The following is a 23374-nucleotide window of genomic DNA, read 5'->3' as shown; positions in this document are numbered from 1 at the left end:
TGGTTCACCGCTCTGGGTATCAGCACCATGGCGTTCAACCTGAATGGTTTCAACTTCAACCAGTCAGTAATTGATTCCCAAGGTCATGTCATCAATACCTGGGCTGACATCATCAACCGCGCTAACTTGGGTATGGAAGTTATGCACGAGCGTAATGCTCACAACTTCCCTCTCGACTTAGCATCTGCTGAAAGTGCTCCTGTTGCAATCAGCGCTCCTGCTATCAACGGTTAATCACCCTAACCCTGTCTAGATAGATAATCAAGCGTCCTCTCGAAAGAGGGGGCGCTTTTTAGTGAAGAGATTTCTCTATTGTGTGTACTTTGTCCGCCAAGATTAGCTACGTAACTTTTTGGCTCTTTTAACCCTTAACCTTGCTTCTACACAAGTCAAACAAGATATTAATCCAATGCAAATCTGTTTTTACATCCCGGTTTAGTAGTAATTGAATCACAACCCGAAAATCAATATCTGAAAACTCATCTGTATTACCTGACGCTACAGATCCTTGAACAAATAAAGCCTCAACGCCCTTCTTTGCTAGAAAGTAATCAACGCTTTTATCAAGTAAACTTTGACGTGCTGTATTTAACTCGTCTGGACTAAATTCCATTACTGCTTTTGATGGGGACAGGTTAAAGAAATTGTAATGCGAAATATTCAGTGTCCCAGTAATAGCCGTGATAAATTCTCTGTGCTCTCTGAGCCTCTGCGGTTAAAGCTTACTCGACAAAGGATGTAGAAACGTAGCGCCAATCATCTACAAGGAAGAGTCAATGATATCTGGCGAGTGGCTGATGAACATAAATCTGGAATTCGGCAATTATTAGGGATTAATAACCATTAGTGATGTAACAATCTGCCTTACGTTTCTCACCTTATTTGCTCCCACAGTATAAAGTAGGTGTGGATAAATCACAATTTGGAGGCAAAATCTGTATGACAACTTACCAACCCGATCCAGAGACAGTCGCAACTGAATCTATCTCAACTGGCGAACTCGTCAATGAAATGCTAGCAGGAACCACAAGTATTAACCATGTGGAAGTGATTGAAAACGTCATTGATACTTTAGAGCAAAATGACAGCGCCATGGTTAGCCATCCGTCAGAAGGTGGTTATTTGTGGAAATTTACCTATGGCAGCGTAGAAGTATTTGTGCAACTAACAGGAACTACAGATGAAGATACTATTACAGTTTGGTCTTCGGTGCTAAAATTACCTGCTAAAGATGAACCTAAGTTAATGCGGCAACTATTAGAGATGAATTGCTCTAGCACCTTTGAATCCCGTTTCGGTATTATTGAAGATCAGGTGGTTGTAATCGCAACACGCACTTTAGCAGAGTTGTCTGCTGCTGAAGTTTCTCGTTTAATTACCGTTGTGGCAACGATCGCCGATAACAACGATGATGCTTTACAATCAGAGTTTGGTATGGCTTAAGCAATTATCAAAGGGTTCTGCTTCATAGAATGCACGGCAAGCAGATTTGGCGACTAATTCCGTTTTTAGAAGCCCCTGGCAATGTACAGATGGCTATTGATCGCTGGTTGTTAGAACAGCACCTTTCGGGACAACATCCTCCCAGTGTGCGGTTTTATACTTGGTCGCCACCTGCTATTTCCCTGGGCTATCACCAATATAAATATCCTGAATATTGGCAGGATCTGGTTTGGCAGGGGCAAAAACTAGATTTAGTTAGGCGTCCGACTGGTGGTAGAGCAGTTTTGCACCAAGGTGATTTAACGTATGCTGTAGTGATATCTGGATTAAGTGGTAATCGCACTCAAGCTTACCAAAAGATTTGTGAGTTTTTAATTCAAGGATGGCGTCAGCTTGGCGTAGATTTGCATTATGGTAGTGCTGGGCGAGGTTACATCCACAATCCTAATTGTTTTGGCACTGCTACTAGTGCAGATTTAGTGACAGCAGATGGTGGTAAGCTGATTGGTAGTGCCCAGTTGCGACGCGGTGGAGCAATTTTGCAACATGGTTCCATACGATTGCAACCGGATGCAAGCTTGTTTGCTGAGGTATTTGGTACAGAGACTTTTACCTGTGTGCAAATTTCCCAAAACTTGAGTGTTGAAAAGATAATTGCAGCTTTGATTGCTGCTGTTAGTAATTGTTTTGGTATTGATTTGGCTGTGCAACCACTCTCTCAGCGCGAGTGGGAGGCAATTTTGGTGCAACCAAGATGGGACGTTGGTTCATAGTAGATCGGATAGAAATATCACAGAATAGATTGGAAAATGACCACAAATCGAGTTTCTCAACAAATCATTGCCATGGGCGGTGGAGGATTTTCGATGGAACCTGAAAACCCTCTGCTGGATATGTATATTCTTAGACAATCCCAGAAAGAAAGACCAAAGGTTTGCTTTATCCCTACAGCTAGTGGTGATTCTGATAGATATATTGTTCGGTTCTATTCGGCATTTGTAAAACTCTCCTGCGCACCTTCTCATTTGTCACTCTTCCAACCACCTACTGCTGATTTGAGATCGTTCGTTCTTGAGCAGGACATTATTTATGTGGGAGGTGGAAATACTAAAAATCTAATTACTCTGTGGAAGGAGTGGGGACTTGACAACATTCTTAGGGAAGCTCGGGAAAGTGGCGTTATTCTCTCTGGTTTGAGTGCAGGCTCTATTTGTTGGTTTGAAGAGGGGGTAACAGACTCTATTCCTGGACAATTAACCAAATTAAAGTGCCTTGGCTTTCTTAAAGGTAGTAACTGTCCCCATTACGATGGAGAACCAGAAAGAAAGCCTTCCTATCATCGACTGTTATCAGAAGGACTTAGTGAACTACCCAACGCTGACCCTGTAGGTACAGCGTGGGCTTCTGTACTCATAGGCGAGTGCCTTAGATGAGACTTTCGCCCCATCTTTGGTCTTACCTCCCCTCCTACAGCAGAGACGGCTGAACCATCCGCCTTTAGCATTCTGATTCCTTCTGCTCTAATATTGATGGACGCGTTCCCATCTCTGTCGTGATCAGTGCCGCAATGGGGACAAGTCCATTCCCTCACGTCTAGCGGCATTTCCCCGATCTGATAGAAACAATGAGAGCAGAGTTTGGAACTGGGGAACCATCTATCAATCTCTACTAACTTTGCACCTTTACGTTCTAGCTTGTAGGCTAAGAAGTTAGTGAACATTCCCCACCCACAATCAGATATAGATGCAGCCAACTTGTGATTACGAACCATGCCTAGAAGATGAAGATTCTCTACTATGACAGCTTGGCTATCGCTGACTAACTTGTAACTAAGTTTATGTAGGAAATCTTGCCTTGAGTTACTAACCCGTTCGTACACTTTGGCAACTACTTTTCTATACCTATTTCTTGAATTACTCCCCTTTTGTTTACGTGCTAGCTTTTTTTGCTTCCGTTTCAGGTTCTTCTCATGCTTGGCAATATGTTTAGGATTGTCGTATTTAGAAACCTTTTTACCATCTGTAACAACAGCAAAGTGCTTTAGTCCCAAATCAACTCCATAAATCTTGCCTTCTGTTGTAGTTGGTTTTTCGCCTTCTACTTCAGTCAAGATGGATGCAAGATATTTCCCTGATGGGGTTTTGCTAACAGTAACAGTCTTTATCTTCCCCTCAATTGGTCTATGTATCTTGGCTTTGACTATACCAATATTGCCAGGTAGTTTTACATTACCCTTACGGGTTCGCCAGTTCCCTACGGAGGGAAACCCTCCTTCAGGACTGGACTCACCATCAACAATTTTTACGTTTTGAGGATATTGAATAGATTGTTTACCGTGCTTAGATTTGAATTTAGGAAATCCAACCCTACCCTCAAAAAAGTTCTTATACGCTGTGGTTAGATTAAGTGTTGTAGCTTGTAAAACTTGGCTATAACAATCAGCTAACCAACAAGTATCTTCTGCTTTTTTAAGTGCTAGTAGAAGCGCGTTGAGTGCTGATCGTCCGAGTCCCTTACCCGTTTCTTTATAAGCTTCAATTGACTTATTCAAAGCATAATTCCACCACCAACGTGAGCATCCAAATGCCTGAGCTAGCTGTGCTTGTTGTTCTTTGGTTGGGTATAAACGAACTTGTACGACTTTGTGCAACACTCAACATCACCTCCTTGGTTTGTTTATTTTATCACAAAATACACTTAGCGATAAAACTAATCCTGAAATATTTGGCAACTTCTCAAACATCTTCTTCCTCGCCTTGGGACATTGGTCGAAGATGCTTTCGTCGCTGCCCGCCTTATATCCCGACGCTGAATCAATGATTACAGCGCGGGAATTACGGCGAATTAGTTAACGAAGGATATGCTGCTGACGATGGGGTGGGTTTGCATTTTATCGGAAATACATTAGAGAAAATCGTCAGTTCTCGTCTTTAAGCAAAAGCATATCGGCTGGAAAGAATAGATGCAACAGTTAAAGAAACAACTTTGGAACCAATATACTTGGGAAAAAGCTAATAGAGATGTGCCATGGCACATCTCTAAATAATTTATGCGTATTGTGATTAACGTGAAATAGTTATGAGCTAGGGCTTTAATTATCTAGTTTTGAGACAAAATTTTGTACCGCACTCATCAGCAAATACCTACATCAAATATTGGAGAACAGGTTTTTCGGCTGCAACATTAGTGCTACTTCCTTAGCAAAGTAAGTCAAAATCAAATCAGCACCTGCCCGCTTCATACTGGTTAATGTTTCTAAAATGACTCGCTTCTCATCTATCCAGCCATTTTGAGCAGCAGCTTTAATCATGGCGTACTCTCCACTGACATTGTATGCAGCTACAGGTAGATGCGTATAGTCTTTTACTTGGCGAATGATATCTAAATATGCCAATGCAGGTTTAACCATAACTATATCTGCACCTTCTTCAATGTCTAAAGCAACTTCCTTAATAGCTTCTCTGGCATTAGCTGAATCCATTTGGTAAGTCTTCTTGTCACCAAATCTGGGAGCAGAATCTAGTGCATCTCGAAATGGGCCATAATATGCAGAAGCATATTTTGCTGAGTATGCCAAAATCCTTACATCCACATATCCTTCTGCATCCAGTGCTTTACGAATTGCTCCGACTCTGCCATCCATCATGTCAGAGGGTGCAACCATATCCGATCCTGCTGCGGCTTGCGCTACTGCCATTTTCACCAAAACTTCTACTGTTGGATCGTTGAGGATCGTGCCATTTTCGTCTACTATCCCATCGTGACCGTGAGTAGTAAAAGGGTCAAGGGCAACATCGGTAATTACTAGGATTTCTGGCACAGCTTGTTTGATTGCCTTTACAGTTTGCTGTACCAATCCGTCTGGATTGTAACTTTCGCTGCCAGTATCGTCTTTCTTTGCTTCTGGAATAACTGGGAACAAGGCAATGGCACCAATCCCCAGTTGATATACTTCTGCTATTTCTTTGAGTAATAAATCCAAAGTATATCGATAACATCCAGGCATAGAAGTAATTTCAACTTTCTGCCCCTCCCCTTCCATCACAAACATGGGGTAGATCAGATCATCTACAGTCAGGATTGTTTCTCGTACCATACGACGCAAGGTAGCAGTGCGACGCAGGCGACGGGGACGATGAATCAGGTTATTAGGAGTAGATGTAGTCTTATCAATGGCAAGATTTTCTGACGACATGGGATTTAATTATTGGTTGTTCACTTAAACATAATGATAATCGTTTTCATGTAACATTTTTATTTTCAGTAAAATCTGGAAGAGAATGTAATTAAAGCTAAAAGCTGAGGAATATGGAAAACAAGTTGCTTGCTTTCACGCTTGTTGTAGCTCTCTCCAAGACTGAGAAACTACCTTTCCTGATGATTTAGCAAACACTATAGTCAGCATAAATCCCACAATTAGATCGGGCAGCAAGGAGTTTGTTAGAAATACCAATCCAGCAGCCCCAAGAACAGAAGTGTTAGCAATGATGTCATTGCGAGAACAAAGCCATACAGAAGACAAATTAATGTTGTCGTTTCTGTGTTTAGTTAACAGGAAAAGACACAGTAGATTAGCAAGCAAGGCAATAAATCCCACTGCGCTCATAACTCTGGCTTCTGGTGTTGAACCTGCAAATAGCTGGTAGCTAGCTCTAGCAAACACAGCCACGGCAGATAGGAACATAATCGCCCCCTTGAGCAGTGCAGACTTTGCCTGAGCCTTTCTCCCCTTATGAATGACGTACAAACTACTGCCATAAACTAGTGCATCCCCTAACATATCTAGGGAATCTCCTGTTAATGAAAGGGAAGCAGATTTAATACCAGCTAACAGTTCTACCACGAACATCACAGAGTTGATCAGCAAAACAGTCCAGAGAACTTTACTCTGCTGTTTTCTTAGCTTTTCTAGTTCACAGGCTTTCTTTTGGCAACAGTTATCACCCATAACAGCGCTCCAATGATTACTCTATTTATTCAAACATTCAAACAAATATTAGAATGATAGGGCAAAAAATTAGAATGCTCGCGTAATAAAAAGCAAAGATTAAATTGCTATTTGCCTGAGAACACAGTTAAGAATATCACCAATGCGCTCGTCTTTTAGGGAGTAATACGCAAGCTTACCATCATTTCTGTACTTGAGTATCTTGAGGTCACGTAGCTTTCGCAAATGATGGGAGGCTGCTGCCACCTTAACCCCCAGCATTGATGCTACATCACAGACACAAAGTTCTTGAGCAGTGCTAAGAGCATAAAGAATTTTTAGCCGAGATTTATCTGCTAGAGCGCTGAAGAGTATATGAGCATCTTCCAGAATCTCATCCTTTGGTAATTCTTCACAGACTTGAGCTACCAAGTCTGTGTTGAAACATCGTACTTGACAGATGTCATCCGGTTTTGGCTTAGTCACAGAACTTCTCAGTATTAGAACTCGTGGAAACAGTTCCAGTCTAGCGGTTTTTAAAGCCTATACACAATAAGATTAAAAGTCGTTAGGTAGCGGCTGATGACAAACTCGTCGGTTTTACCTCTAGTAGAATGAAATTGCCTACACTACCCCCAATGATGCCGCCATGTCCCAGGAGGTTTTCCTGCATAGCGCTTAAAGGCACGATTAAAAGCGGCTTCTGACTCATAACCGACTTGATAAGCAATTTTGGCAATACTCTGGTCTGTATTTTGCAGGTGGTGAGCTGCTAACTGGAGTCGCCATTGAGTGAGGTATTGCATCGGCGGTTGCCCCAAAAGTTCAGTAAAGCGGCTCGCCAAGGTAGAGCGGGAAACACCAACCTGTCTAGCTAGTTCAGAAACTGTCCAGGGATGAGCAGGATCTCTATGTATCCAGTTCAGCGCTTGACCGACAATTGGATCGTTCAGCGCAAGTACCCCTACCATTTGTTCTTTCGGAGAATTCTGCATATAGTTTCGCAGAATTTCAATAAACATGAGTTCCACTAGTCGGGTTAATAAACAGACACTTCCTGGTTGAACGCAGTCAGCTTCTTGAATAATGTACTGGACACCAGTTTTCAAGAGCGGTGCAGTCATATCTGCAAACACCTGAATGTGCATGAACCCTGGCAGACTTTTGAGGAAAGGATGCAGTAGCAGTTGCTCGCATTGCAAAAATCCGCATACTAAGCGAGTGATTTTCCCACCACCGCCATAGCTTAGGATTGGGGGTTCTTGCCAGGGTGGGGCAGGCAACAATTCGGCAATCGGCATCGGTGCTCCCTCAAGGCGATCGCCCAAAATGTGAGCATCTCCGTGCGGAAAAATAATGATATCACCAGGGGAAAGTGCCTGACAGATATCGGTTTTAGCTTTTACCCAGCAGTTCCCCTCCGCAACAATGTGAAAAGGAATAATATGAGTTGTATCAGACTGGATCGTGTGCGCAAAGTTTAAGCAGGAGGGGGTTTCAACGAGCCAGGGGGCAGAAAACTCTGGACGCAGGTCAATGACCCCAGAAAATCGAATGACCCGCAGTAGATCTGAAAGCACATCCATAGGGTGATGGGGGCTAGTAGAAGTAACTTGGCTGTGCAGCAGGTATCGCCTGGAGCTTTAGTCAAAAATCCTAGTGTTTTAGTCATTGCATATTTAATGTAAATAGTCAAGTATAAAGTTACAGAGATTGGCGACGTGGACGGAAGTTCTATAAGCCTGAGCAATTGCGGGTTACAACCTACTGTTTGCCAGTTTTCTGCAATATCTATTGACCAATCGAAGGAAAATCACTATGAAAAAGTTGGCTATTGTGATTCGAGATGACGGATACGATCGACTCTACACGCCATTGACATTTGCTTATGTTGCAGCGAAACAAGGCGTTGAAGTCGATATTTTGTTTGTGCTGTGGGCAGTACGGGTTCTGACAGAGCAGGGTGCTAAGGCAGTCAAAATGGATTGCCAGCACGCTACAGAAGAAGAGTGGTTCAAAGACAGAGTGCGGCGTGACGGCGATCCGCTTGCAATTCATGATTTCATCAAATTGGTGAAACGGATGGGTAACGTGCGGTTCTACGGATGTCAACTCGCAGCAGCCACGTTTGACGTAACTGAATCACAGCTGATTCCAGAGGCAGAGGGCATCGTAGATTCGCTTTGGTTCTTGGAAGAGAAGGCGATCAAGGCAGATCACTGCCAGTATTTCTGATGTGGGTGATTGCTCCTCCTAATTTCCCAGTCGTGCGCAAGCTGTATTAGCTAAAGTATCAAGAGTATTTTGAGAGGAGCGCGATCGCATCTCAGCCTCATCATAACTGAAACGTTATATCCCAGATGCCAAAGCTATGATTGGCTGTTGACAAACATTAGTCAAACATCACTAAAGACAGAGGAAAATTGGAAAAAGCGAATGGCACTGTGAAAAGATGCTTATAAATAACCACCAAATTTTGAGTAGCGCTAGGAGGATTGGTTCTATTTTGAATAAGTCAGTCTTAATTTTTCTTTCCCTACTAACGTCTTTGCTCCTATCGCCAGTCACTCAAATAGGAGCAACCGAAATTTTACCTAATCATGCTAAAAAAATGTCTTTATTTAATCTAAGTGAGCAACAATGGAAAAATCGCGTGCTGCTGGTTTTCGCTCCTTCCGAAAATCACAAAGCTTATCAGCAACAGATGCAACTTTTCTTGGAGCACAAAGCTGGTTTTGCAGACAGAGACTTAGTACTAGTAAAAGTTTTAGCAGTAGGTAATAACTATGTCAACGAACGACAAATAGATGAATCTTCTACTGCCAAGTTGCGCGATCGCTTTGGAATTGGCAAAGAAGATTTTCGCGTTATTTTAGTAGGTAAAGATGGTGGTGTTAAGCGCCGTGATAATGCGCCAGTTGAAGCAAAAGCAATTTTTGATGAAATAGATGCTATGCCCATGCGTCAGCACGAAATGCAACAGCGAGATAGAAATTAGCTAGAACTCTACTCAATTTAGTTGATTGCGCATTCATAAAAAATATCGTACTTTTCGCAAAAGTTATGAGAGATTTGCCAAAATTATCTCAGACTACCACGACACCAAGTCTTTCTCAAAAATGATTATGTATGCGCCAAATTATCCAGGTTTTCGGTAAAGTTATTTCTCCTGTTGCCAAGCGATTTGATTATGCTTTGAAACATCCCCAAGCAACACAGCGAAAGTTACAGGAAGAAATTTTCCAACATCTTAATCACAGTGAATATGGTAAATCATTAGGCATTAATACTATTGCTGATTGGCAGCAAATCCCAATAGTAGAATACCGCGATATTGAAACTTGGATTTTAAAACAGCAAGCAACAAAAAAGCCTCTTCTCACCAACGAACCAATTCTTTTCTATGAAAAGACTTCTGGAAGCCGTGGTGCTGCCAAATTGATTCCTTATACAAAATCTCTGCGTCGTTCTTTTAATCAGATGTTTTGTGTTTGGGCATATGATTTGATTGTACACGGCCCTAAGTTTTCTATTGGAAAGATATATTTCTGTATCTCGCCACAGTTGGGAGATAAAACAGACGCAAAGAAACAGGAGGGGGGAAGTGGGGGAGTGGGGGAGATCCCCCGATCCTCTTGTTCTGGGTTAGAAGATGATTCTCAATATTTAGATAGTTGGTTAAGGTGGTTTCTGAGTCCATTTCTGGTTTCTTTTCCACAACTAAACCGTCTGCGCAATCCTAAAGAGTTTAAACATGAGCTTTCCAAAGCGCTTTTGGTGGCAGAAAACTTGGAAATTATTTCTATTTGGAGTCCTACTTTTCTCCGGGTAATCCTTGACTATATTCAAACTAATTGCAGGCAGCTAGCTTTAGAATTAGGCGATCGCATCTCACCAAAACGCCGTCAAATATTGCTAGAATCTCCTTCTTTGTTAAATACCGAACTTCCCTGGATGCAAATTTGGCCGGAGCTTAAACTTATCTCTTGTTGGGATAGTGCCAATGCTGCCGATGGTGCGGGTTTTTTGCGTTCCCTATTCCCCACCGTGCTGGTACAGGGAAAAGGACTGTTAGCAACGGAAGCACCAATGACTATTCCTCTGATCGCTGCACAAGGATGTGTGCCTATTTTAGATCAAGTTTTTTTCGAGTTTGAAGACGAAGAAGGGAAAATTTACCATCTCCACGAACTAGAAAAGGGAAAAGTTTACGAGATGATTATTTCCCAGAAAGGAGGATTGTATCGCTACCGTATCCGCGATCGCATCTGCGTAACTCATTTCTATATGCACACACCTTGCTTAGAATTTCTTGGACGTAATCAGGAAATTAGCGATTTAGTGGGTGAAAAGCTACATTCTGATTTTGTCCGCGATGTTCTTAATCGTTTGCCATTAAAGGAAACATTTTTTAAAAGTCTTGTACCCGCCAAACAACGAAAAGAACACTATATTTTATTACTGGATCGAACTACATTACATCCTCAAGAAATTGCTACTCAATTAGACGCAGCGCTGCAACAATCTCCTCAGTATCGCCATGCAAGACTTTTGGGGCAACTTACGAGCGTGCGTGTACTGGTGCATTCACACATCCATGAAATTATGACTTTACATAAAACCCGTTCTGGTAAAAAGTGGGGAGATTTGAAACACGAAATTCTTTCTACCACACCTATTGATCAAGAATTGCTTGTCGAGTTAGAGAAATTAATTTAAAATTTGTATTTTTTTTACAGAATTAATGTGGAAAAATCTATGCGGGAGATAGATCCTTGGGTTACTATCCTAGTAATAGTAATATCTGTAATTGCAACAGCGATCGGTGTTTACAATTTTGAATTATTTTTAAACTTTATTTGTCTAATTGATACTCTGCCTGTCCACTAATGTAAGTTTAGAGACGCTCCAAACAGCGCGTTTCTACTCAAGTTCAAGATGATGCATGAAAATTTAATAGTGCGTAGCGCTGGCACTTTTATAGATATGAAAGTACAGCATCACGCACCTAGCTAATTTTTAACCGCGAACTAAGCGTTGAAACCAACGATTCTTCAATCCCAATCCGATCGCCAAACCAATACCGACAATCGCAGTAAAATAAGCCAAGCTAATTAACCGCACAAATAATGGTGGTGCAATACCTTCTACTTCTATTTCCCGTGCAACTTGCAAAGGTGAGAATTGCCGATTTGAACCGGGTTGGGGAGTTGCTGTCACTTCCACCTTATGGGGTGCGCCATCAAAGAATTGTTCCTGCCAAGCTAACTTGCCACTAGAATCGGGTATACCTTGATAGGCAAAGACAGTTAGATTATCTTCGAGGGCGATCGCTTTGACTTGAAAAAGTATGTCTTTTACTGGTTGCCCTGTGGTTGTATCTTTTAGCGAGACAGCAAAATTCGCAGGTTGTCCGACAGTTGCTAAATCATCTCCAACAAGGTGAAGTTCTAATCCCTGGGATTGCTGAACAGGGGATTGAGTTGCATGAGTATGCTCGTGTTCGTGGCTGTGCCCGTGAGCATCCAACAGTTCTGCACTAATATTGATAGCTAACAAGGCAGCGATCGCTACTACAATTAATCCGCTCAACAATAGGCGTACTCGTTGCGGGGCGATTTCTCCCTCCTGAACTATCTGCTGCCCGCCAATTACCACACCACCCAGCAATCCTACTCCTAGCAACACGATGACAAGTCCACCCAAATAATGATATTTAACTGGATTTTCTCGCACAGGGAGAGTAAGAGTTTGTTCGTAAGGGGTAAAAGCACCAGCCAACAAAGGTGAGACATTTACCCGTAGTTGATAATTTCCACGAATCGGTAACATTTGCTGGATTTCTAGCCTGCCTTGGGGTGCAGTTGCTTCCATTGCCAACAATTTTGTTCCTTCCACAATCGGGAAATCTGTTGTCCACCAAGGAGTAGATGGTGGCGTCAGAATTTCTAAGCCAATTTTGGCATTCTTGAAAGGTTGGCGTTGTGCATCTAAAGCTTGGAACGTCAAACTAACAGGAGATTGGGGTTTTTCAGTTGCCGCCTCAAAGGGAATCAGACTTTGCAGAGGTGGATCGGTGTTTAGTTGCACGCTGCGTGTAGGAGTCTGAGAATAACCTTCACCAGAAATAGAGATCAAGATCGTCAAGCAAAGAACACCAACGATCCCAAACAGCCTAAACCTTGCCATCAAATTTGTGTTATGAATTGTTACTAATTTGAGATTATGAGGATTTAGTGACAGGCAACAGAGAGGGTGTGATGACGTAATGAGTGAGTGCGGCTATGAGCAGCTGGATAGGTAGAGAAAAATACTGTCCAGATAATCAAAGAACTGAGGAACAAATAAAGTGTTGTCTGTACGGGCAACGACAGTGCAATCCCAATCGCCCGTTTTCTACTAGATACCTGAGAATGAGCAGTCATTTTAAATACCTCGCGCTTAGGCAAATCAAATCGGCAGATACTCTGACTAATTCACATTTTGGACTTCCACCAACAACCTGAAAGCGGTAGCGCCGAAACCCTGGTTAGCAGGCTGAACGAGAACTAGAGTCTCTGGCTCTGTGATTTGTCACAGTTGTGAAAGTTGGACTGAGAGCAAACTTTCCTTATTCCTTCTGGTGGCTGCTGAATTGCAAAAGAGAATTTAAGAGTTGAATTTAATACAGCTTTTGTGTTTTGACAAGTAGGTTCAATTTGATTTTAGTGACCTTAATTATACGTGCTGAATACCACCGAAACAGTGGTGAGTTAGAATTATTTTTCTCAGTCCTCTCATTCAGCACTACTGAGTGTAGCTCACTAAAATATTTGTAAGGGCAACGATTAGTTTGAGCTTGAAGAGTCACACACTGACGTGTGAAGGGGAAAGAATGATGCATATCAAGCAAGCAATTGCCATCCTGGGAATAACAAGCATGATAGCTGGAATACCTGCTATTGTGTATGCACAGGCACCACAAACGCGCGGCACCCGAATTAGCTATCAACAATACTACAATCAGGGAGTGCAAAAGCTTGAGCAAGGAAACTTTAGTGGTGCGATTGAAGATTTTAACCAAGCAGTGCAACTTAACCCTCAACTATATCAAGGTTTGTGTCTGCGAGGTATGGCTAAATATCAACTAGGAGACTTGCAAGCAGCGAAAGTAGATTTTGAACAAGCGCTCAAAATTAATCCCAACTATGCAGATGCTTACAATAGTAGGGGAATTGTATCGGCAGAAATGGGAGATACTCAAGGTGCGATCGCTGATTTTAACAAAACACTGGAAATCAATCCGCAGTTTGTCGATGCCTACTACAATCGCGGGCTTTTAAATCACAAACAAGGCAATCACAAACTAGCCATAGCAGACTTTAATCAAGCGCTTAAAATCAACCCCAAGCTAGCCGATGCTTACGGCAACCGGGGAATTGTTCAATATACTCTGGGAAATAAGCGCGGTGCTGTTACAGATCTACAAAAAGCAGCAACACTATTTCGCGAACAAGGAAACAGCGAAGGTTATCAACAAACACAATTTCTGATCCAGAAGGTTCAGGAGTAGCTACTACAAAAAGACAGTTCCTATAGACTTTCCACATTCCTAAGCATGAAAAAGGGCATTAGGCATTCAACCCTTTTAATTTTTGATTGTATCGGTGGGCAGCAATGTCCACCTTTTTTCGGCACTGAACATACAACAAAAAACAGAGACTTCCCCTCATCAAGAGCTAGCTTGACACATTTTCAATTCGACATCAGTGCATGAATCAATTCTACTTCTGTTATTCAAAAATAACACAGGTAAAAGTCATTAAAAAATGCTTATGCTTGTTTATATTTATGTGAAAAACATCTCCGATTATGTAACTTTTAATTAAGATAATCTTAGCAAATATCTATATTTGTTTATAAAGTCCAAACAGTAAGGTGGGTACTGTCTAACTTTCCTCAAACCCTTATTTTGACGTTATGGATAGTGCCCATCCTACAAAAATTGCTAAAAAAGCTCAGAAGTTATACCATTTCACATTAATTACGATACATATGAATTTTGTCCAGCCGCGATATATCGCGGCTCTACACAGTCTGTATTGGTATCAGATTTTGTGTGAAATAGTATTAGCGCTACGGCAAAGAATGGAAAAAAGTACCATATTGCAAACCAGGAAATAGATAATTCAACACAATCAAAATCACAGAAACAATCACCAATGCTAATGTAGCTATTACAGGAACAGTGGAAAGATATCTGAATAAATAACGTGCTTCCATGGCAGTTTCTCCAAAATCAATTCAAGTGAAATTTATCAAACAGAATTTAGGAGTCAGGAGCCAGAATAAATTCTTCATTCTGAATTCTACATTCTGTATTCTGGATTATTATTCAAATTTTTGTTCGGGTTTTTGAGAGGATATTTTTGAACTATAGAAAATTTTCAGATATCCTCTTATGACTATTTCAGCGAACTGAAATAGGAATTTCTTCATCTTTTGCAACTAATTCACCGGCTAATAATTCTTTGATTGCTGCCGCGGGCCAAAATAAGGCCATCACCATACAACCGATGAACAATGGTACATCAATAAACACTTCTTTTTCTTCTGCTTTCTCTTGTTTTTTAATTGCTTGCAGATAAGACCGACCGCTCCAGCCAATAAAACCAGCAGTGTACAGAAATATGGCGATTGGAATTGCTGCATCAACAGCAAAGCTAAGGCGATCAAGAGCGATTCGAGGTAAACCATCATCACCACAAAGCAACTGCGAATAAGCTTTTAATGGCTTTGTAGTGTAATAACTGTCAGGAGCATTTTTCATCCTTTCTACAAATGCAGCTGATTTGTAACAAGGCACCAATGTAGTATTTTCTGCCAATGCAGTAGAAACAGCACTAAACCAAATAAAAATGGTGAGAATCAAAGCAAATATTCTTTTCATATCTTGTTGATTGTTGAATTTTAGTTATTAGTGGTTATTTTTTAAACAATTACCTTCGATTTGCTGGATAAGTGTTTGCTGCATAAATTATTACGAGAGCGCAAAATGACACAGCTGTTATCAAACCAAAAAGAACTCCGGTTGCTGTTGAGGCAAATTGTCCCTCACCATACGCTAAAAACATGGATTGCATTTAAATACCTCCGTTTATTGGTTAGTCATTAGTCATTGGTCATTTGTTAGTAGCTAATAGCTAATGGTTAGTGGTTAATGGCTAATGGCTAATAGTTATTAGTTGGTTTATTACTCTCCTTTTCCCCTTGTCTCCGTGTCCCCTTTTCCCCGCGTCTCCCCACGTCTCAAGCTCCCCATGCTTTCCACCTGTGATTAGTTGCCCAAACTTGTTCAATTCATATTGATTCCTTCAAGCAAAATTGAGGAATTGACAATCTCTAAAATCATTAATAAAAAAACAAACAACAACAGCATCAAGCTAGCCATGAGTGGTGTAGTACCCCAACCAGGGGTAACCTTCCCTGCCTCAGTATTTAATTGTTTGAGTAGATATTGTACAGGTGCGACTTTTTTAGGTTGAAACTTTTGTGCTTGCATGGATTCCTCCGACTATATTTTGATGATATTTTTCGTAAACATTCAGTGTTGTTTGTAGTAAGCGCTGAAGCGCTCACTACAAACTTAAATATTTAGAAAACTGCTTGCTTCTTGCGTGTGGTTGTATCTCCCACTTTCTGGAAAACACCAAACTCTACTTGTTCATCAAGCTCTGGATCGATGCCAGCAAATACATCACGGTAGATGGTACGAGAACCATGCCAGATGTGTCCGAAAAACCACACTAAAGCAAAGCAAGTGTGGAAAAAGGCAAAGAAGCCCCGGTTACTAGTTCGGAAAACTCCATCGGAATTGTGGATTGTGCGGTCAAATTCAAAAGGTTCACCCAATTGGGCTTGACGTGCATACTTCTTCACCGTCATCGGATCTGTAAACGTTTGACCATCGAGTGCCCCGCCAAAGAAGCTGACATTCACGCCTGTTTGCTCAAAGCCATATTTTGCCTCTGCTCGCTGGAAGGGAATATCTGCACGCACTACACCATCTTTGTCAGTCAGAACGACTGGGAAGGTTTCAAAGAAAGTGGGCATTCGACGAACTGTCAATTCCCGCCCTTCACGGTCTTGGAATACTGGATGACCAAGCCAACTTCGAGCCACTCCATCTCCATCGACCATTCGACCAACTCGGAATAAACCACCCTTGGCAGGATTATTGCCAATATAGTCATAGAAAGCTAATTTTTCTGGGATAGCTGACCAAGCTTGTGAGAGAGTTTTACCCTGGTCTAAACCAGCTTGCACCCGCCTATCAATCTCTTGTTTGAAGTAGTTTTGATCCCACTGATAACGAGTTGGCCCCCACAGTTCAATTGGTGTGGTGGCAGTTCCATACCACATACTGCCAGCAGCCACAAAACCTGCAAAAAAGAAAGTAGCCAGCGCACTGGCAAGGACGGTTTCAATATTTCCCATCCTTAATCCCCTGTACAACACTTCAGGGGGTCGAACAACTATATGGAAAAGTCCGCCAATAATCCCCACAATCCCCGCTGCAATGTGATGGGCAACAACTCCACCAGGATTTTGAGGATTAAAACCCTCTGGTCCCCAGACTGGTGCAACTCCTTGAACGTGACCAGTTAGCCCGTATGGGTCAGAAACCCACATACCAGGGCCAAAAATACCGGTGAGATGAAAAGCACCAAATCCAAAGCAGAGTAAACCAGCTAAGAATAGGTGAATGCCAAAAATTTTGGGCAAATCTAAAGTTGGTTCGCCAGTTTTGGAGTCGAAGAATGTGGCGAGATCCCAGTAAAACCAGTGCCAGCAAGCAGCCAAGAATTGAAGACCTGAAAAGATTATGTGAGCTATGGCGACAGTTTCAAATGTCCAAAAACCAGGATCTGCGAAGTTTTCACCTGTGACGCTCCAGCCTTGCCAGGAATTCGTCACTCCCAAGCGTGCTACGAACGGCATTAAAAAACATCCCTGCCGCCACATGGGATTGAGTACTGGGTCGCTAGGATCGTACAAAGCTAGTTCAAACAAAAGCATCGAACCAGCAAAGCCTGCACAAAGAGCATTGTGCATTAGGTGTACAGCAATCAGTCGTCCTGGGTCATTTAAAACCACTGTATGAACTCTATACCAAGGTAATCCCATTGATTGTTCTTCCTTAGTCAAAAGTCAAGAGTCGATAGAGACGCTTCGGTTCCTCGCGTCTGTACAAGAGTGATGAATGCAATAAACACTCATCTGTTTAGAACAAAAGTCGTAAGTATGTACCCGATGCTGAATCAGGAAAAAAATTTTTCAAAACAAACAAAATCACACAAAAAAACATCAACAAAGTTATGTGAACTACAGAGTCAATGATTTGATTTTTGAGCAAGTACTGCATAGTCAGAATGGGGATTGGTGATTGGGGATTGGGTATCGGGTACTGGGATTTCTTTATTCCTAATCCCTAGTACCGAGTCCCTAGTCCCCTTCCGATCGCCTACTAATCTAATGGAGGCATGGACAGAACTGGCTCATCTTCTCGGTCTATACCTCTTTCAAATCCTGCTGCGGCTGCTCTGGCGCGACCAGCGTGCCAGAGATGACCAACTAAGAAAAGCAGAGCAAAGACAAAATGCGCAGAAGCTAGCCAGGCACGGGGGCCGACAAAGTTAAAGGAGTTGAGTTCGGTTGCCAAGCCACCGACAGAATTCAGGGAACCAATGGGCGCATGGGTCATGTACTCAGCAGCACGGCGAATTTGCCAAGGCTGGACATCATGCTGAAGTTTGTCAATATCTAGACCGTTTGGGCCGCGCAGAGGTTCTAGCCAGGGAGCTTTGACATCCCAAAAGCGCATGGTTTCCCCACCAAAGATAATTTCTCCGGTTGGCGATCGCATCAAATATTTCCCCAGACCTGTTGGCCCTTGTGCGGAAGCGACATTCGCTCCTAAGTTTTGGTCGCGCACGAGAAATACTAGCGCCTGAGCATTGGAAGATTCAGCAACTGTCGGCCCGTAAAATTCGCTGGGATAGGCAGTGTTATTAAACCAGATGAACATCGTAGCAATAAATGCTTGTCCGGCTACATTGCCCAAACTTTGCGAAAGATAAGCCTCTCCTGACCAAATAAAGGCTTTGTGAGTCCACTTAAAAGGCTTAGTCACAATGTGCCAAATACCACCTAGTATTAGCAGCGAACCGATCCAAATATGACCGCCGACTAAATCTTCTAAGTTGTCAACACTAACAATATTACCTGCTCCACCTGTAAAACCTTTGAACAGATAACCAAAGATGATTCTGGGGTCAAGAGTAGGATTAGTAACAAGGCGTACACCACCACCACCGGGTGCCCAGGTGTCATACAACCCGCCCCACAACATTGCCTTACCAACAAGTAAGAAGGCGGCAACACCCAAAGCAATGAGGTGATATCCCAAAATGCTGGTGACTTTATCTTTATCGCTCCAATCAAAATTGAAGAAACCAGGAAGTTTTTGCGGCCCTTTGAGGGAGTGATAAATGCCACCAAAACCCAAAACAGCAGAGCCGATCAGGTGAAATACAGCGATCGCAAAAAATGGAAAAATATCTACTATCTGACCTCCTGGCCCCACACCAAAACCAAGGGCGGCAATGTGAGGCATTAAGATCAGACCCTGGTCATACATCGGTTTTTCCGGGACATAGTGAGCGACTTCAAACAACAGCATCGCTCCTGCCCAGAAGGCAATCAGCCCTGCGTGGGCAACATGAGCACCCAAAAACCGACCAGATTGGTTAATAAAACGAGCGTTACCAGCCCACCAAGCATATCCAGTCGAAGCTTCATCACGACCTTCGCTTGGTGAATTAACGACATAAGCAGGTGTTTGAACCTCGTCTTTTGGTTTTGCAACTTTAGAATCAAAGGGCGTTTCCACGGGGCATTACCTCTTCGGGGAATTCAAACTTTTCATGGGGTTGATCTTGAGCCGCCATCCACGCTCTGGCACCTTCATTGAGTAGGATGTTCTTGGTATAGAATGTTTCAAATTCTGGGTCTTCTGCTGCGCGTATTTCCTGAGACACAAAGTCATAAGCCCGCAGGTTAAAAGCTAAACCCACCATGCCAATAGAACTCATCCACAAGCCTGTCACTGGCACAAACAACATAAAGAAATGCAACCATCGTTTGTTAGAAAAGGCAATCCCGAAAATCTGTGACCAGTAGCGGTTTGCAGTTACAAACGAATAGGTTTCTTCTGCTTGGGTAGGAGAAAATCCCCTGAAAGTGTTAAAGCCTCTGGTATCTCTAAACAAAGTGTTTTCCACTGTTGCACCGTGAATAGCACACAACAGCGCACCTCCCAATACACCGGCGACTCCCATCATGTGAAATGGGTTCAGCGTATAGTTGTGGAAAGCTTGGAAGAATAGTAAGAAACGGAAAATTGCAGCAACCCCAAATGAGGGTGCAAAAAACCAGGAAGATTGTCCTAATGGATAAATGAGGAAGACAGAAACAAATACAGAAATGGGAGCAGAAAAAGCGATCGCATTATAGGGTCGAATCCTAACACTCCGAGCAATCTCAAATTGGCGCAGCATGAAGCCGATTAAACCAAAAGCACCATGCAAAGCGACAAAAGTCCACAAACCACCAATTTGACACCAACGGACAAAGTCCCACTGCGCCTCAGGCCCCCACAGGAATAATAGGGAATGTCCCATGCTATCAGCAGGAGTGGAAACAGCCGCAGTCAGGAAATTACAGCCTTCCAAGTAAGAACTCACCACACCGTGAGTGTACCAAGAAGTAACGAAAGTCGTACCAGTAAACCAACCCCCAATCGCCATATAAGCACAGGGGAAGAGCAACAAACCCGACCAACCGATAAAAACAAAGCGATCGCGTTTCAGCCAGTCATCGAGGGCATAAAACCATTCAAACCCCCTTGTCCGCGAGGGTCTAATTGCAATGGTCATAATCAATTATCCTTTTGCTAAAAAACTTTGTTCACCAATCCAACCGACCATCATTCATAAAATAAGGAGCGCCTGGAAAGGAGAGGGTTTGGATAATATGGTCGAAATAAGGGGTGACTTCTGCAGCATCTTCATCACCAAGCAGTGCTTGAGCTTCTTCTTTAATACAGCGCACTGCCTCAACCCAATTAGAGAGTGGAATTCCTAAAGATTCATACATTTGTTGCATTCCTACTGTGCCAATTTCTGTTAATGGCTGCTCACTCCCTGCTAAAACACAATAGGCAACTAAACGGATATACCAACCTTGATCGCGTTGACAGGAAGCTGTTTTCCTCATATTGCCGCTATTACTGGGCGTGATCGGACACCGCTTCCAGAATTTTTGACTAGCTTTTTCTACAAGCCTATTTTGGTTACTAGCCAAAACTGTAGCAATGCGAATCCGTTTATCTCCCGAATGGCAAAATTTTTGAATCATGCGGATTTCTCCGGGAGTAGGATAGCGCATTTGTTCGTCAGCGTTTTCAATTACTTGTTTTACGAGACTCATATCAATTTTGGATTTTGGATTTAATGGTTATTAATCTCGTCTCCTTTCTCTATAAGAGCCAGAGGCTCTAGTTTTCGTTACCAGGTTGAACATGGTAACGAGATGGTGGGCTGCTGCCTCCGGGCTATCACCAAAACCAAATTTTTCCCTATCAGGCAGGATTGGCATAGCTGTCTTCACTTTCAGACTCAATCACTGGAGCCGCTTGCACGTATGTTAATTCTGGTTCCAGCTTTTGTTCTTGGACGTCAGCCTCACACCCATTTACCAACTCTGATAACGTTTGTGTTTGTCCGTTGCGGTGGTTGGGAACAAACCTGTCTAATTCTGATGTTGACGACAGCAAAGATTTTGCCGACAGATTTACAGCGTAAGATGATTTAGGCGATCGCATTGCAAAACCTCTGGGTGTAACATAACGTTCATAAGGAACCGTATCTTCCCCAAAAGTTTGCATATATTCTGGGCTATTGATTATTTCATCAATCAATGCGTAAAAGCCTTGATTTGCAGAGATGTCGTAGTAATGATTCATTTCTTGTCGCCCGTAGGTAGGACGGCCTAACAAGCGCCGATGGATGTATTCAATCGCCTTGGTTACGTACAGTGGTTCCCAAAACATACTGCGGAATAATTTAGATTTGGCTAGCTGGCGGATAAACTCCCGCATCGTAATTGCACCACTTAGTAACGCTGATTCTGCGACTGTTATACGCTGACCTTCAAAGACATCGCGCCCAAATACCTGCCGATAAGCTCCCTGAATCACTGCGGGCAAGGAATTTTTCGTGAGGCTGACATTGGGTGGTGTTTGTTTGCCATTCACCAGAGATGTTGTGTGTAATTTCTCTGGATGATCTAACTTAATTACCCTTCCCAAAGTGCCTGGGACTTGTCCCAAACCATTCGAGCTAATCAGAATGCGGCGGTTATCTCTACCAAAGGGTGCAGGACTGTGGAGAGTCGTTGCGGGTAAAGTATCTACAGGAAAAATTGCACCAAATTGAATTTCTAGGGGGTCGTTACCAGAACCGTAAGGATGCTGATTGGGTAAAGGTTTGGTATATTTGCCAAACAGTGTCACAAATTGGGGTACTTTGTGCACAGCAGCACTGTACTTAAACAAATCTATCTGCGGCCCCCAATTACGGCACTCTTGAGCTTCTTGTCCCAAACCACGCAGATATGGTACTGTTTCCTCGCCAAAGTAGTCAGCGTATTCTTGGGAATCTACCAAAGTATCAATTAGTTTAGGTAAACCACCTTTGGTAACTACAGCAAAGTATGCTTGGAACTCTTCGAGAGAACTTAATCCCCGCCCCAAAAAGTGACGCATTGCCAGTTCAATCACGCGGCTGATAGTATACGGTTCCCAGAAAAGTCTGCGGTAGAGGCGAGATTTACCCAAACGACGAACAAACTCCTTCATGGAAATTTGTCCACCCTTAACTTGGGATTCCAATTCATCTACAGCGAAACCATAACTAGCAGTAACATCACGCTCAAAAACTTGGCGATAGGCAGCTTTAATTACGGCTTGCTTTTCTGTCTCTGGTAAAACTGACTTCATTACATATTTGAGTCGCACGAGTGAGGCGATCGCATAACTTTGAGGCAATACCAAACCCTGCTGCTCGTTGGAAACGCCAATTCTAAGTTGGGCTGGAGGTTTTTCAACAAGATATTCCGATATCAATACTTCAAAATTGTGCTTAATAATTTCCTGCGCCTCAGCATCATTTGCAAAGTAGCTGAGAGATTGACGTTGCATTTCCTTCAGAGCAACTACAGTAGCATCTGTTACATCTTCTGGGATGACTCCGCGCAATCCTCTAGCATTAGCTGACAAAATACTAGTATCACCAGCAACAATTGCAAAAGTTATATACCGTAAAAACCATGCTAAGTCTCGCATAGACCGTTTCATTCTCGTCGGCCCGTAGCGAGAAATATTGATAAAACGGAAACCCTCCGGTAGTGGCTCTCTATCAGTGAAGAGGGTACGCGCTTGTTCCCACCAAGCGCTTAAAGGATTGAAAAACCTTGGCGTTGGTAATAAATTTACCCGTTCCTGATCCGGAACATAACCATTTCTGCGGGCTGCACTCAGGAAATCCTCACCCACATAATAACCAGAACCAGGCAATCCTAAAGGATCTTGGGGTTTTTCCAAGTAATCCATTGGAAAACCGCCAACAAAAATCCGATTTGCCCCCACAGATACAATTTCGTCTGCATTTTTAGTTAGCGTTTCTACAATTTCTAAACGCTTATTACCAGAACTAAAAAATGAATTGAGTACTTGAAGTTCAGTACGCTTTAAACAGCGGTCTTGTTGTTCTGCTTGTGAAATAACTGCAATAGGTACAGTTTGATATTGTTGTGGATGAGCAACTGAACTATTACTACTTGCTTTAGCACTCATTTAACTTTGTCCTTTGTTATTTGTTATTTGTTATTTGTCATTTGTCATTT

At 42.6% G+C, this 23374-nt stretch carries 24 protein-coding genes and 1 pseudogene; 8 read left to right on the top strand and 17 right to left on the bottom strand.

The genetic code is table 11. From position 1 onward, the window contains the following. Positions 1 to 234, top strand: a pseudogene (locus tag UYC_RS0104455) (photosystem II q(b) protein); the annotation flags it as partial. A 127-nt stretch (positions 235 to 361) separates the two neighbouring features. Here UYC_RS0104455 and UYC_RS0104450 read toward each other — a convergent pair. Continuing rightward, positions 362 to 613, bottom strand: coding sequence for a nucleotidyltransferase domain-containing protein (locus tag UYC_RS0104450; protein WP_016873444.1), 252 nt, complete (start codon positions 611 to 613; stop codon positions 362 to 364). 326 nt (positions 614 to 939) lie between these two features. On the opposite strand from UYC_RS0104450, the gene UYC_RS0104445 reads away from it, so the two are divergent. The 3 genes from UYC_RS0104445 to UYC_RS36315 are packed head-to-tail and all read left to right on the top strand — an operon-like array spanning position 940 to position 2876. Beyond that, entirely contained in the window at positions 940 to 1443 is a 504-nt protein-coding gene (locus tag UYC_RS0104445) for a YbjN domain-containing protein (RefSeq protein WP_016873443.1), read from the top strand. Between the two features lie 29 nt (positions 1444 to 1472). Further along, a complete protein-coding gene (locus UYC_RS0104440) occupies positions 1473 to 2216 on the top strand; it encodes a lipoate--protein ligase family protein (RefSeq protein ID WP_016873442.1) in 744 nt (247 codons plus the stop codon). Between the two features lie 36 nt (positions 2217 to 2252). Further along, complete coding sequence (locus UYC_RS36315) at positions 2253 to 2876, top strand: Type 1 glutamine amidotransferase-like domain-containing protein (protein ID WP_081588135.1); 624 nt, start codon at positions 2253 to 2255, stop codon at positions 2874 to 2876. Here the strand turns inward: UYC_RS36315 and UYC_RS0104435 are convergent. The 5 genes from UYC_RS0104435 to UYC_RS0104415 all read right to left on the bottom strand — a co-directional run bounded on the left by UYC_RS0104435 (position 2780) and on the right by UYC_RS0104415 (position 7956). After that, the gene (locus UYC_RS0104435; protein WP_016873441.1) at positions 2780 to 4096 is read right to left on the bottom strand and encodes an RNA-guided endonuclease InsQ/TnpB family protein; all 1317 of its coding nucleotides are present in this window, start codon (positions 4094 to 4096) and stop codon (positions 2780 to 2782) included. The two genes, UYC_RS36315 and UYC_RS0104435, sit on opposite strands and share 97 nt — an antisense overlap. A gap of 495 nt (positions 4097 to 4591) precedes the next feature. Beyond that, positions 4592 to 5638, bottom strand: coding sequence for a porphobilinogen synthase (hemB, locus tag UYC_RS0104430; RefSeq protein WP_016873440.1), 1047 nt, complete (start codon positions 5636 to 5638; stop codon positions 4592 to 4594). Between the two features lie 135 nt (positions 5639 to 5773). Next, positions 5774 to 6391: a cation efflux transmembrane domain-containing protein gene (locus tag UYC_RS0104425; protein ID WP_016873439.1), complete on the bottom strand. Its 618-nt coding sequence runs from the start codon at positions 6389 to 6391 to the stop codon at positions 5774 to 5776. Positions 6392 to 6490: 99 nt separating this feature from the next. Beyond that, a complete protein-coding gene (locus UYC_RS0104420) occupies positions 6491 to 6856 on the bottom strand; it encodes an ArsR/SmtB family transcription factor (RefSeq protein WP_016873438.1) in 366 nt (121 codons plus the stop codon). Positions 6857 to 6999: 143 nt separating this feature from the next. Further along, on the bottom strand, positions 7000 to 7956 hold the full coding sequence (locus UYC_RS0104415) for an AraC family transcriptional regulator (protein WP_016873437.1): 957 nt from the start codon (positions 7954 to 7956) through the stop codon (positions 7000 to 7002). A gap of 232 nt (positions 7957 to 8188) precedes the next feature. Between UYC_RS0104415 and UYC_RS0104410 the strand changes: the two genes are divergently transcribed. The 3 genes from UYC_RS0104410 (at position 8189) to UYC_RS0104400 (ending at position 11089) form a co-directional block, all read left to right on the top strand. Then, complete coding sequence (locus UYC_RS0104410; protein WP_016873436.1) at positions 8189 to 8605, top strand: DsrE family protein; 417 nt, start codon at positions 8189 to 8191, stop codon at positions 8603 to 8605. A 271-nt stretch (positions 8606 to 8876) separates the two neighbouring features. Beyond that, positions 8877 to 9368: a DUF4174 domain-containing protein gene (locus UYC_RS0104405; RefSeq protein ID WP_235082879.1), complete on the top strand. Its 492-nt coding sequence runs from the start codon at positions 8877 to 8879 to the stop codon at positions 9366 to 9368. Between the two features lie 131 nt (positions 9369 to 9499). Continuing rightward, complete coding sequence (locus UYC_RS0104400) at positions 9500 to 11089, top strand: GH3 family acyl-acid amido synthetase (RefSeq protein WP_016879262.1); 1590 nt, start codon at positions 9500 to 9502, stop codon at positions 11087 to 11089. Positions 11090 to 11389: 300 nt separating this feature from the next. Here UYC_RS0104400 and UYC_RS0104395 read toward each other — a convergent pair whose 3' ends face one another. After that, positions 11390 to 12559, bottom strand: coding sequence for a hypothetical protein (locus UYC_RS0104395; RefSeq protein WP_016879261.1), 1170 nt, complete (start codon positions 12557 to 12559; stop codon positions 11390 to 11392). A gap of 44 nt (positions 12560 to 12603) precedes the next feature. Then, complete coding sequence (locus UYC_RS36310) at positions 12604 to 12795, bottom strand: CbtB-domain containing protein (protein ID WP_071588922.1); 192 nt, start codon at positions 12793 to 12795, stop codon at positions 12604 to 12606. Between the two features lie 452 nt (positions 12796 to 13247). Here UYC_RS36310 and UYC_RS0104390 point away from each other — a divergent pair, with 452 nt between their 5' ends. Continuing rightward, positions 13248 to 13922 (top strand): tetratricopeptide repeat protein, encoded by a 675-nt coding sequence (locus UYC_RS0104390; RefSeq protein ID WP_016873432.1) that lies wholly within the window; start codon positions 13248 to 13250, stop codon positions 13920 to 13922. 563 nt (positions 13923 to 14485) lie between these two features. Here the strand turns inward: UYC_RS0104390 and UYC_RS0104385 are convergent. From UYC_RS0104385 to UYC_RS0104350, 9 genes are all read right to left on the bottom strand, one after another. Then, positions 14486 to 14632, bottom strand: coding sequence for a hypothetical protein (locus tag UYC_RS0104385; protein ID WP_016873431.1), 147 nt, complete (start codon positions 14630 to 14632; stop codon positions 14486 to 14488). Positions 14633 to 14819: 187 nt separating this feature from the next. Beyond that, positions 14820 to 15299, bottom strand: coding sequence for a hypothetical protein (locus tag UYC_RS0104380; RefSeq protein WP_016879260.1), 480 nt, complete (start codon positions 15297 to 15299; stop codon positions 14820 to 14822). Between the two features lie 405 nt (positions 15300 to 15704). After that, a complete protein-coding gene (psbH, locus tag UYC_RS0104375) occupies positions 15705 to 15911 on the bottom strand; it encodes a photosystem II reaction center phosphoprotein PsbH (protein WP_016873428.1) in 207 nt (68 codons plus the stop codon). A 92-nt stretch (positions 15912 to 16003) separates the two neighbouring features. Continuing rightward, entirely contained in the window at positions 16004 to 17536 is a 1533-nt protein-coding gene (psbB, locus tag UYC_RS0104370; protein ID WP_016873427.1) for a photosystem II chlorophyll-binding protein CP47, read from the bottom strand. 340 nt (positions 17537 to 17876) lie between these two features. Then, positions 17877 to 19301: a photosystem II reaction center protein CP43 gene (psbC, locus tag UYC_RS0104365; protein ID WP_016873426.1), complete on the bottom strand. Its 1425-nt coding sequence runs from the start codon at positions 19299 to 19301 to the stop codon at positions 17877 to 17879. Then, the gene (gene psbD, locus UYC_RS0104360; protein ID WP_016873425.1) at positions 19285 to 20346 is read right to left on the bottom strand and encodes a photosystem II D2 protein (photosystem q(a) protein); all 1062 of its coding nucleotides are present in this window, start codon (positions 20344 to 20346) and stop codon (positions 19285 to 19287) included. Before psbD ends, psbC begins: the two co-directional genes overlap by 17 nt. Positions 20347 to 20377: 31 nt before the next feature. Beyond that, the gene (gene apcD / locus UYC_RS0104355; protein ID WP_016873424.1) at positions 20378 to 20899 is read right to left on the bottom strand and encodes an allophycocyanin subunit alpha-B; all 522 of its coding nucleotides are present in this window, start codon (positions 20897 to 20899) and stop codon (positions 20378 to 20380) included. A gap of 30 nt (positions 20900 to 20929) precedes the next feature. After that, positions 20930 to 21067 carry a hypothetical protein gene (locus UYC_RS37505; protein WP_157171211.1) on the bottom strand — a complete coding sequence of 46 codons (138 nt, stop codon included), beginning with the start codon at positions 21065 to 21067 and terminating at the stop codon, positions 20930 to 20932. Further along, positions 21051 to 23324, bottom strand: coding sequence for a phycobilisome rod-core linker polypeptide (locus UYC_RS0104350; RefSeq protein ID WP_016873423.1), 2274 nt, complete (start codon positions 23322 to 23324; stop codon positions 21051 to 21053). The genes UYC_RS37505 and UYC_RS0104350 overlap by 17 nt, the downstream gene beginning before the upstream one ends. Positions 23325 to 23374 lie beyond the last annotated feature (50 nt).

Origin of the sequence: Chlorogloeopsis fritschii PCC 6912 (genome assembly GCF_000317285.1) — a bacterium.
GTDB classification, from domain to species: Bacteria; Cyanobacteriota; Cyanobacteriia; order Cyanobacteriales; family Nostocaceae; genus Chlorogloeopsis; species Chlorogloeopsis fritschii.
The sequence above is the reverse complement of the archived record's forward strand: the minus strand, read 5'-3'. Positions and strand labels throughout refer to the sequence as shown.

Excerpts from the sequence above, each read along its gene's own strand:
- UYC_RS0104450 (WP_016873444.1), bottom strand. The coding sequence starts at position 613 with ATGGAATTTAGTCCAGACGAGTTAAATACAGCACGTCAAAGTTTACTT.
- UYC_RS0104445 (WP_016873443.1), top strand. The coding sequence starts at position 940 with ATGACAACTTACCAACCCGATCCAGAGACAGTCGCAACTGAATCTATC.
- UYC_RS0104440 (WP_016873442.1), top strand. The coding sequence starts at position 1,473 with ATGCACGGCAAGCAGATTTGGCGACTAATTCCGTTTTTAGAAGCCCCT.
- UYC_RS36315 (WP_081588135.1), top strand. The coding sequence starts at position 2,253 with ATGACCACAAATCGAGTTTCTCAACAAATCATTGCCATGGGCGGTGGA.
- hemB (WP_016873440.1), bottom strand. The coding sequence starts at position 5,638 with ATGTCGTCAGAAAATCTTGCCATTGATAAGACTACATCTACTCCTAAT.
- UYC_RS0104425 (WP_016873439.1), bottom strand. The coding sequence starts at position 6,391 with ATGGGTGATAACTGTTGCCAAAAGAAAGCCTGTGAACTAGAAAAGCTA.
- UYC_RS0104415 (WP_016873437.1), bottom strand. The coding sequence starts at position 7,956 with ATGGATGTGCTTTCAGATCTACTGCGGGTCATTCGATTTTCTGGGGTC.
- UYC_RS0104410 (WP_016873436.1), top strand. The coding sequence starts at position 8,189 with ATGAAAAAGTTGGCTATTGTGATTCGAGATGACGGATACGATCGACTC.
- UYC_RS0104400 (WP_016879262.1), top strand. The coding sequence starts at position 9,500 with ATGCGCCAAATTATCCAGGTTTTCGGTAAAGTTATTTCTCCTGTTGCC.
- UYC_RS0104395 (WP_016879261.1), bottom strand. The coding sequence starts at position 12,559 with ATGGCAAGGTTTAGGCTGTTTGGGATCGTTGGTGTTCTTTGCTTGACG.
- UYC_RS36310 (WP_071588922.1), bottom strand. The coding sequence starts at position 12,795 with ATGACTGCTCATTCTCAGGTATCTAGTAGAAAACGGGCGATTGGGATT.
- UYC_RS0104390 (WP_016873432.1), top strand. The coding sequence starts at position 13,248 with ATGCATATCAAGCAAGCAATTGCCATCCTGGGAATAACAAGCATGATA.
- UYC_RS0104385 (WP_016873431.1), bottom strand. The coding sequence starts at position 14,632 with ATGGAAGCACGTTATTTATTCAGATATCTTTCCACTGTTCCTGTAATA.
- UYC_RS0104380 (WP_016879260.1), bottom strand. The coding sequence starts at position 15,299 with ATGAAAAGAATATTTGCTTTGATTCTCACCATTTTTATTTGGTTTAGT.
- psbH (WP_016873428.1), bottom strand. The coding sequence starts at position 15,911 with ATGCAAGCACAAAAGTTTCAACCTAAAAAAGTCGCACCTGTACAATAT.
- psbB (WP_016873427.1), bottom strand. The coding sequence starts at position 17,536 with ATGGGATTACCTTGGTATAGAGTTCATACAGTGGTTTTAAATGACCCA.
- psbD (WP_016873425.1), bottom strand. The coding sequence starts at position 20,346 with ATGACCATTGCAATTAGACCCTCGCGGACAAGGGGGTTTGAATGGTTT.
- apcD (WP_016873424.1), bottom strand. The coding sequence starts at position 20,899 with ATGAGTCTCGTAAAACAAGTAATTGAAAACGCTGACGAACAAATGCGC.
- UYC_RS37505 (WP_157171211.1), bottom strand. The coding sequence starts at position 21,067 with ATGCCAATCCTGCCTGATAGGGAAAAATTTGGTTTTGGTGATAGCCCG.
- UYC_RS0104350 (WP_016873423.1), bottom strand. The coding sequence starts at position 23,324 with ATGAGTGCTAAAGCAAGTAGTAATAGTTCAGTTGCTCATCCACAACAA.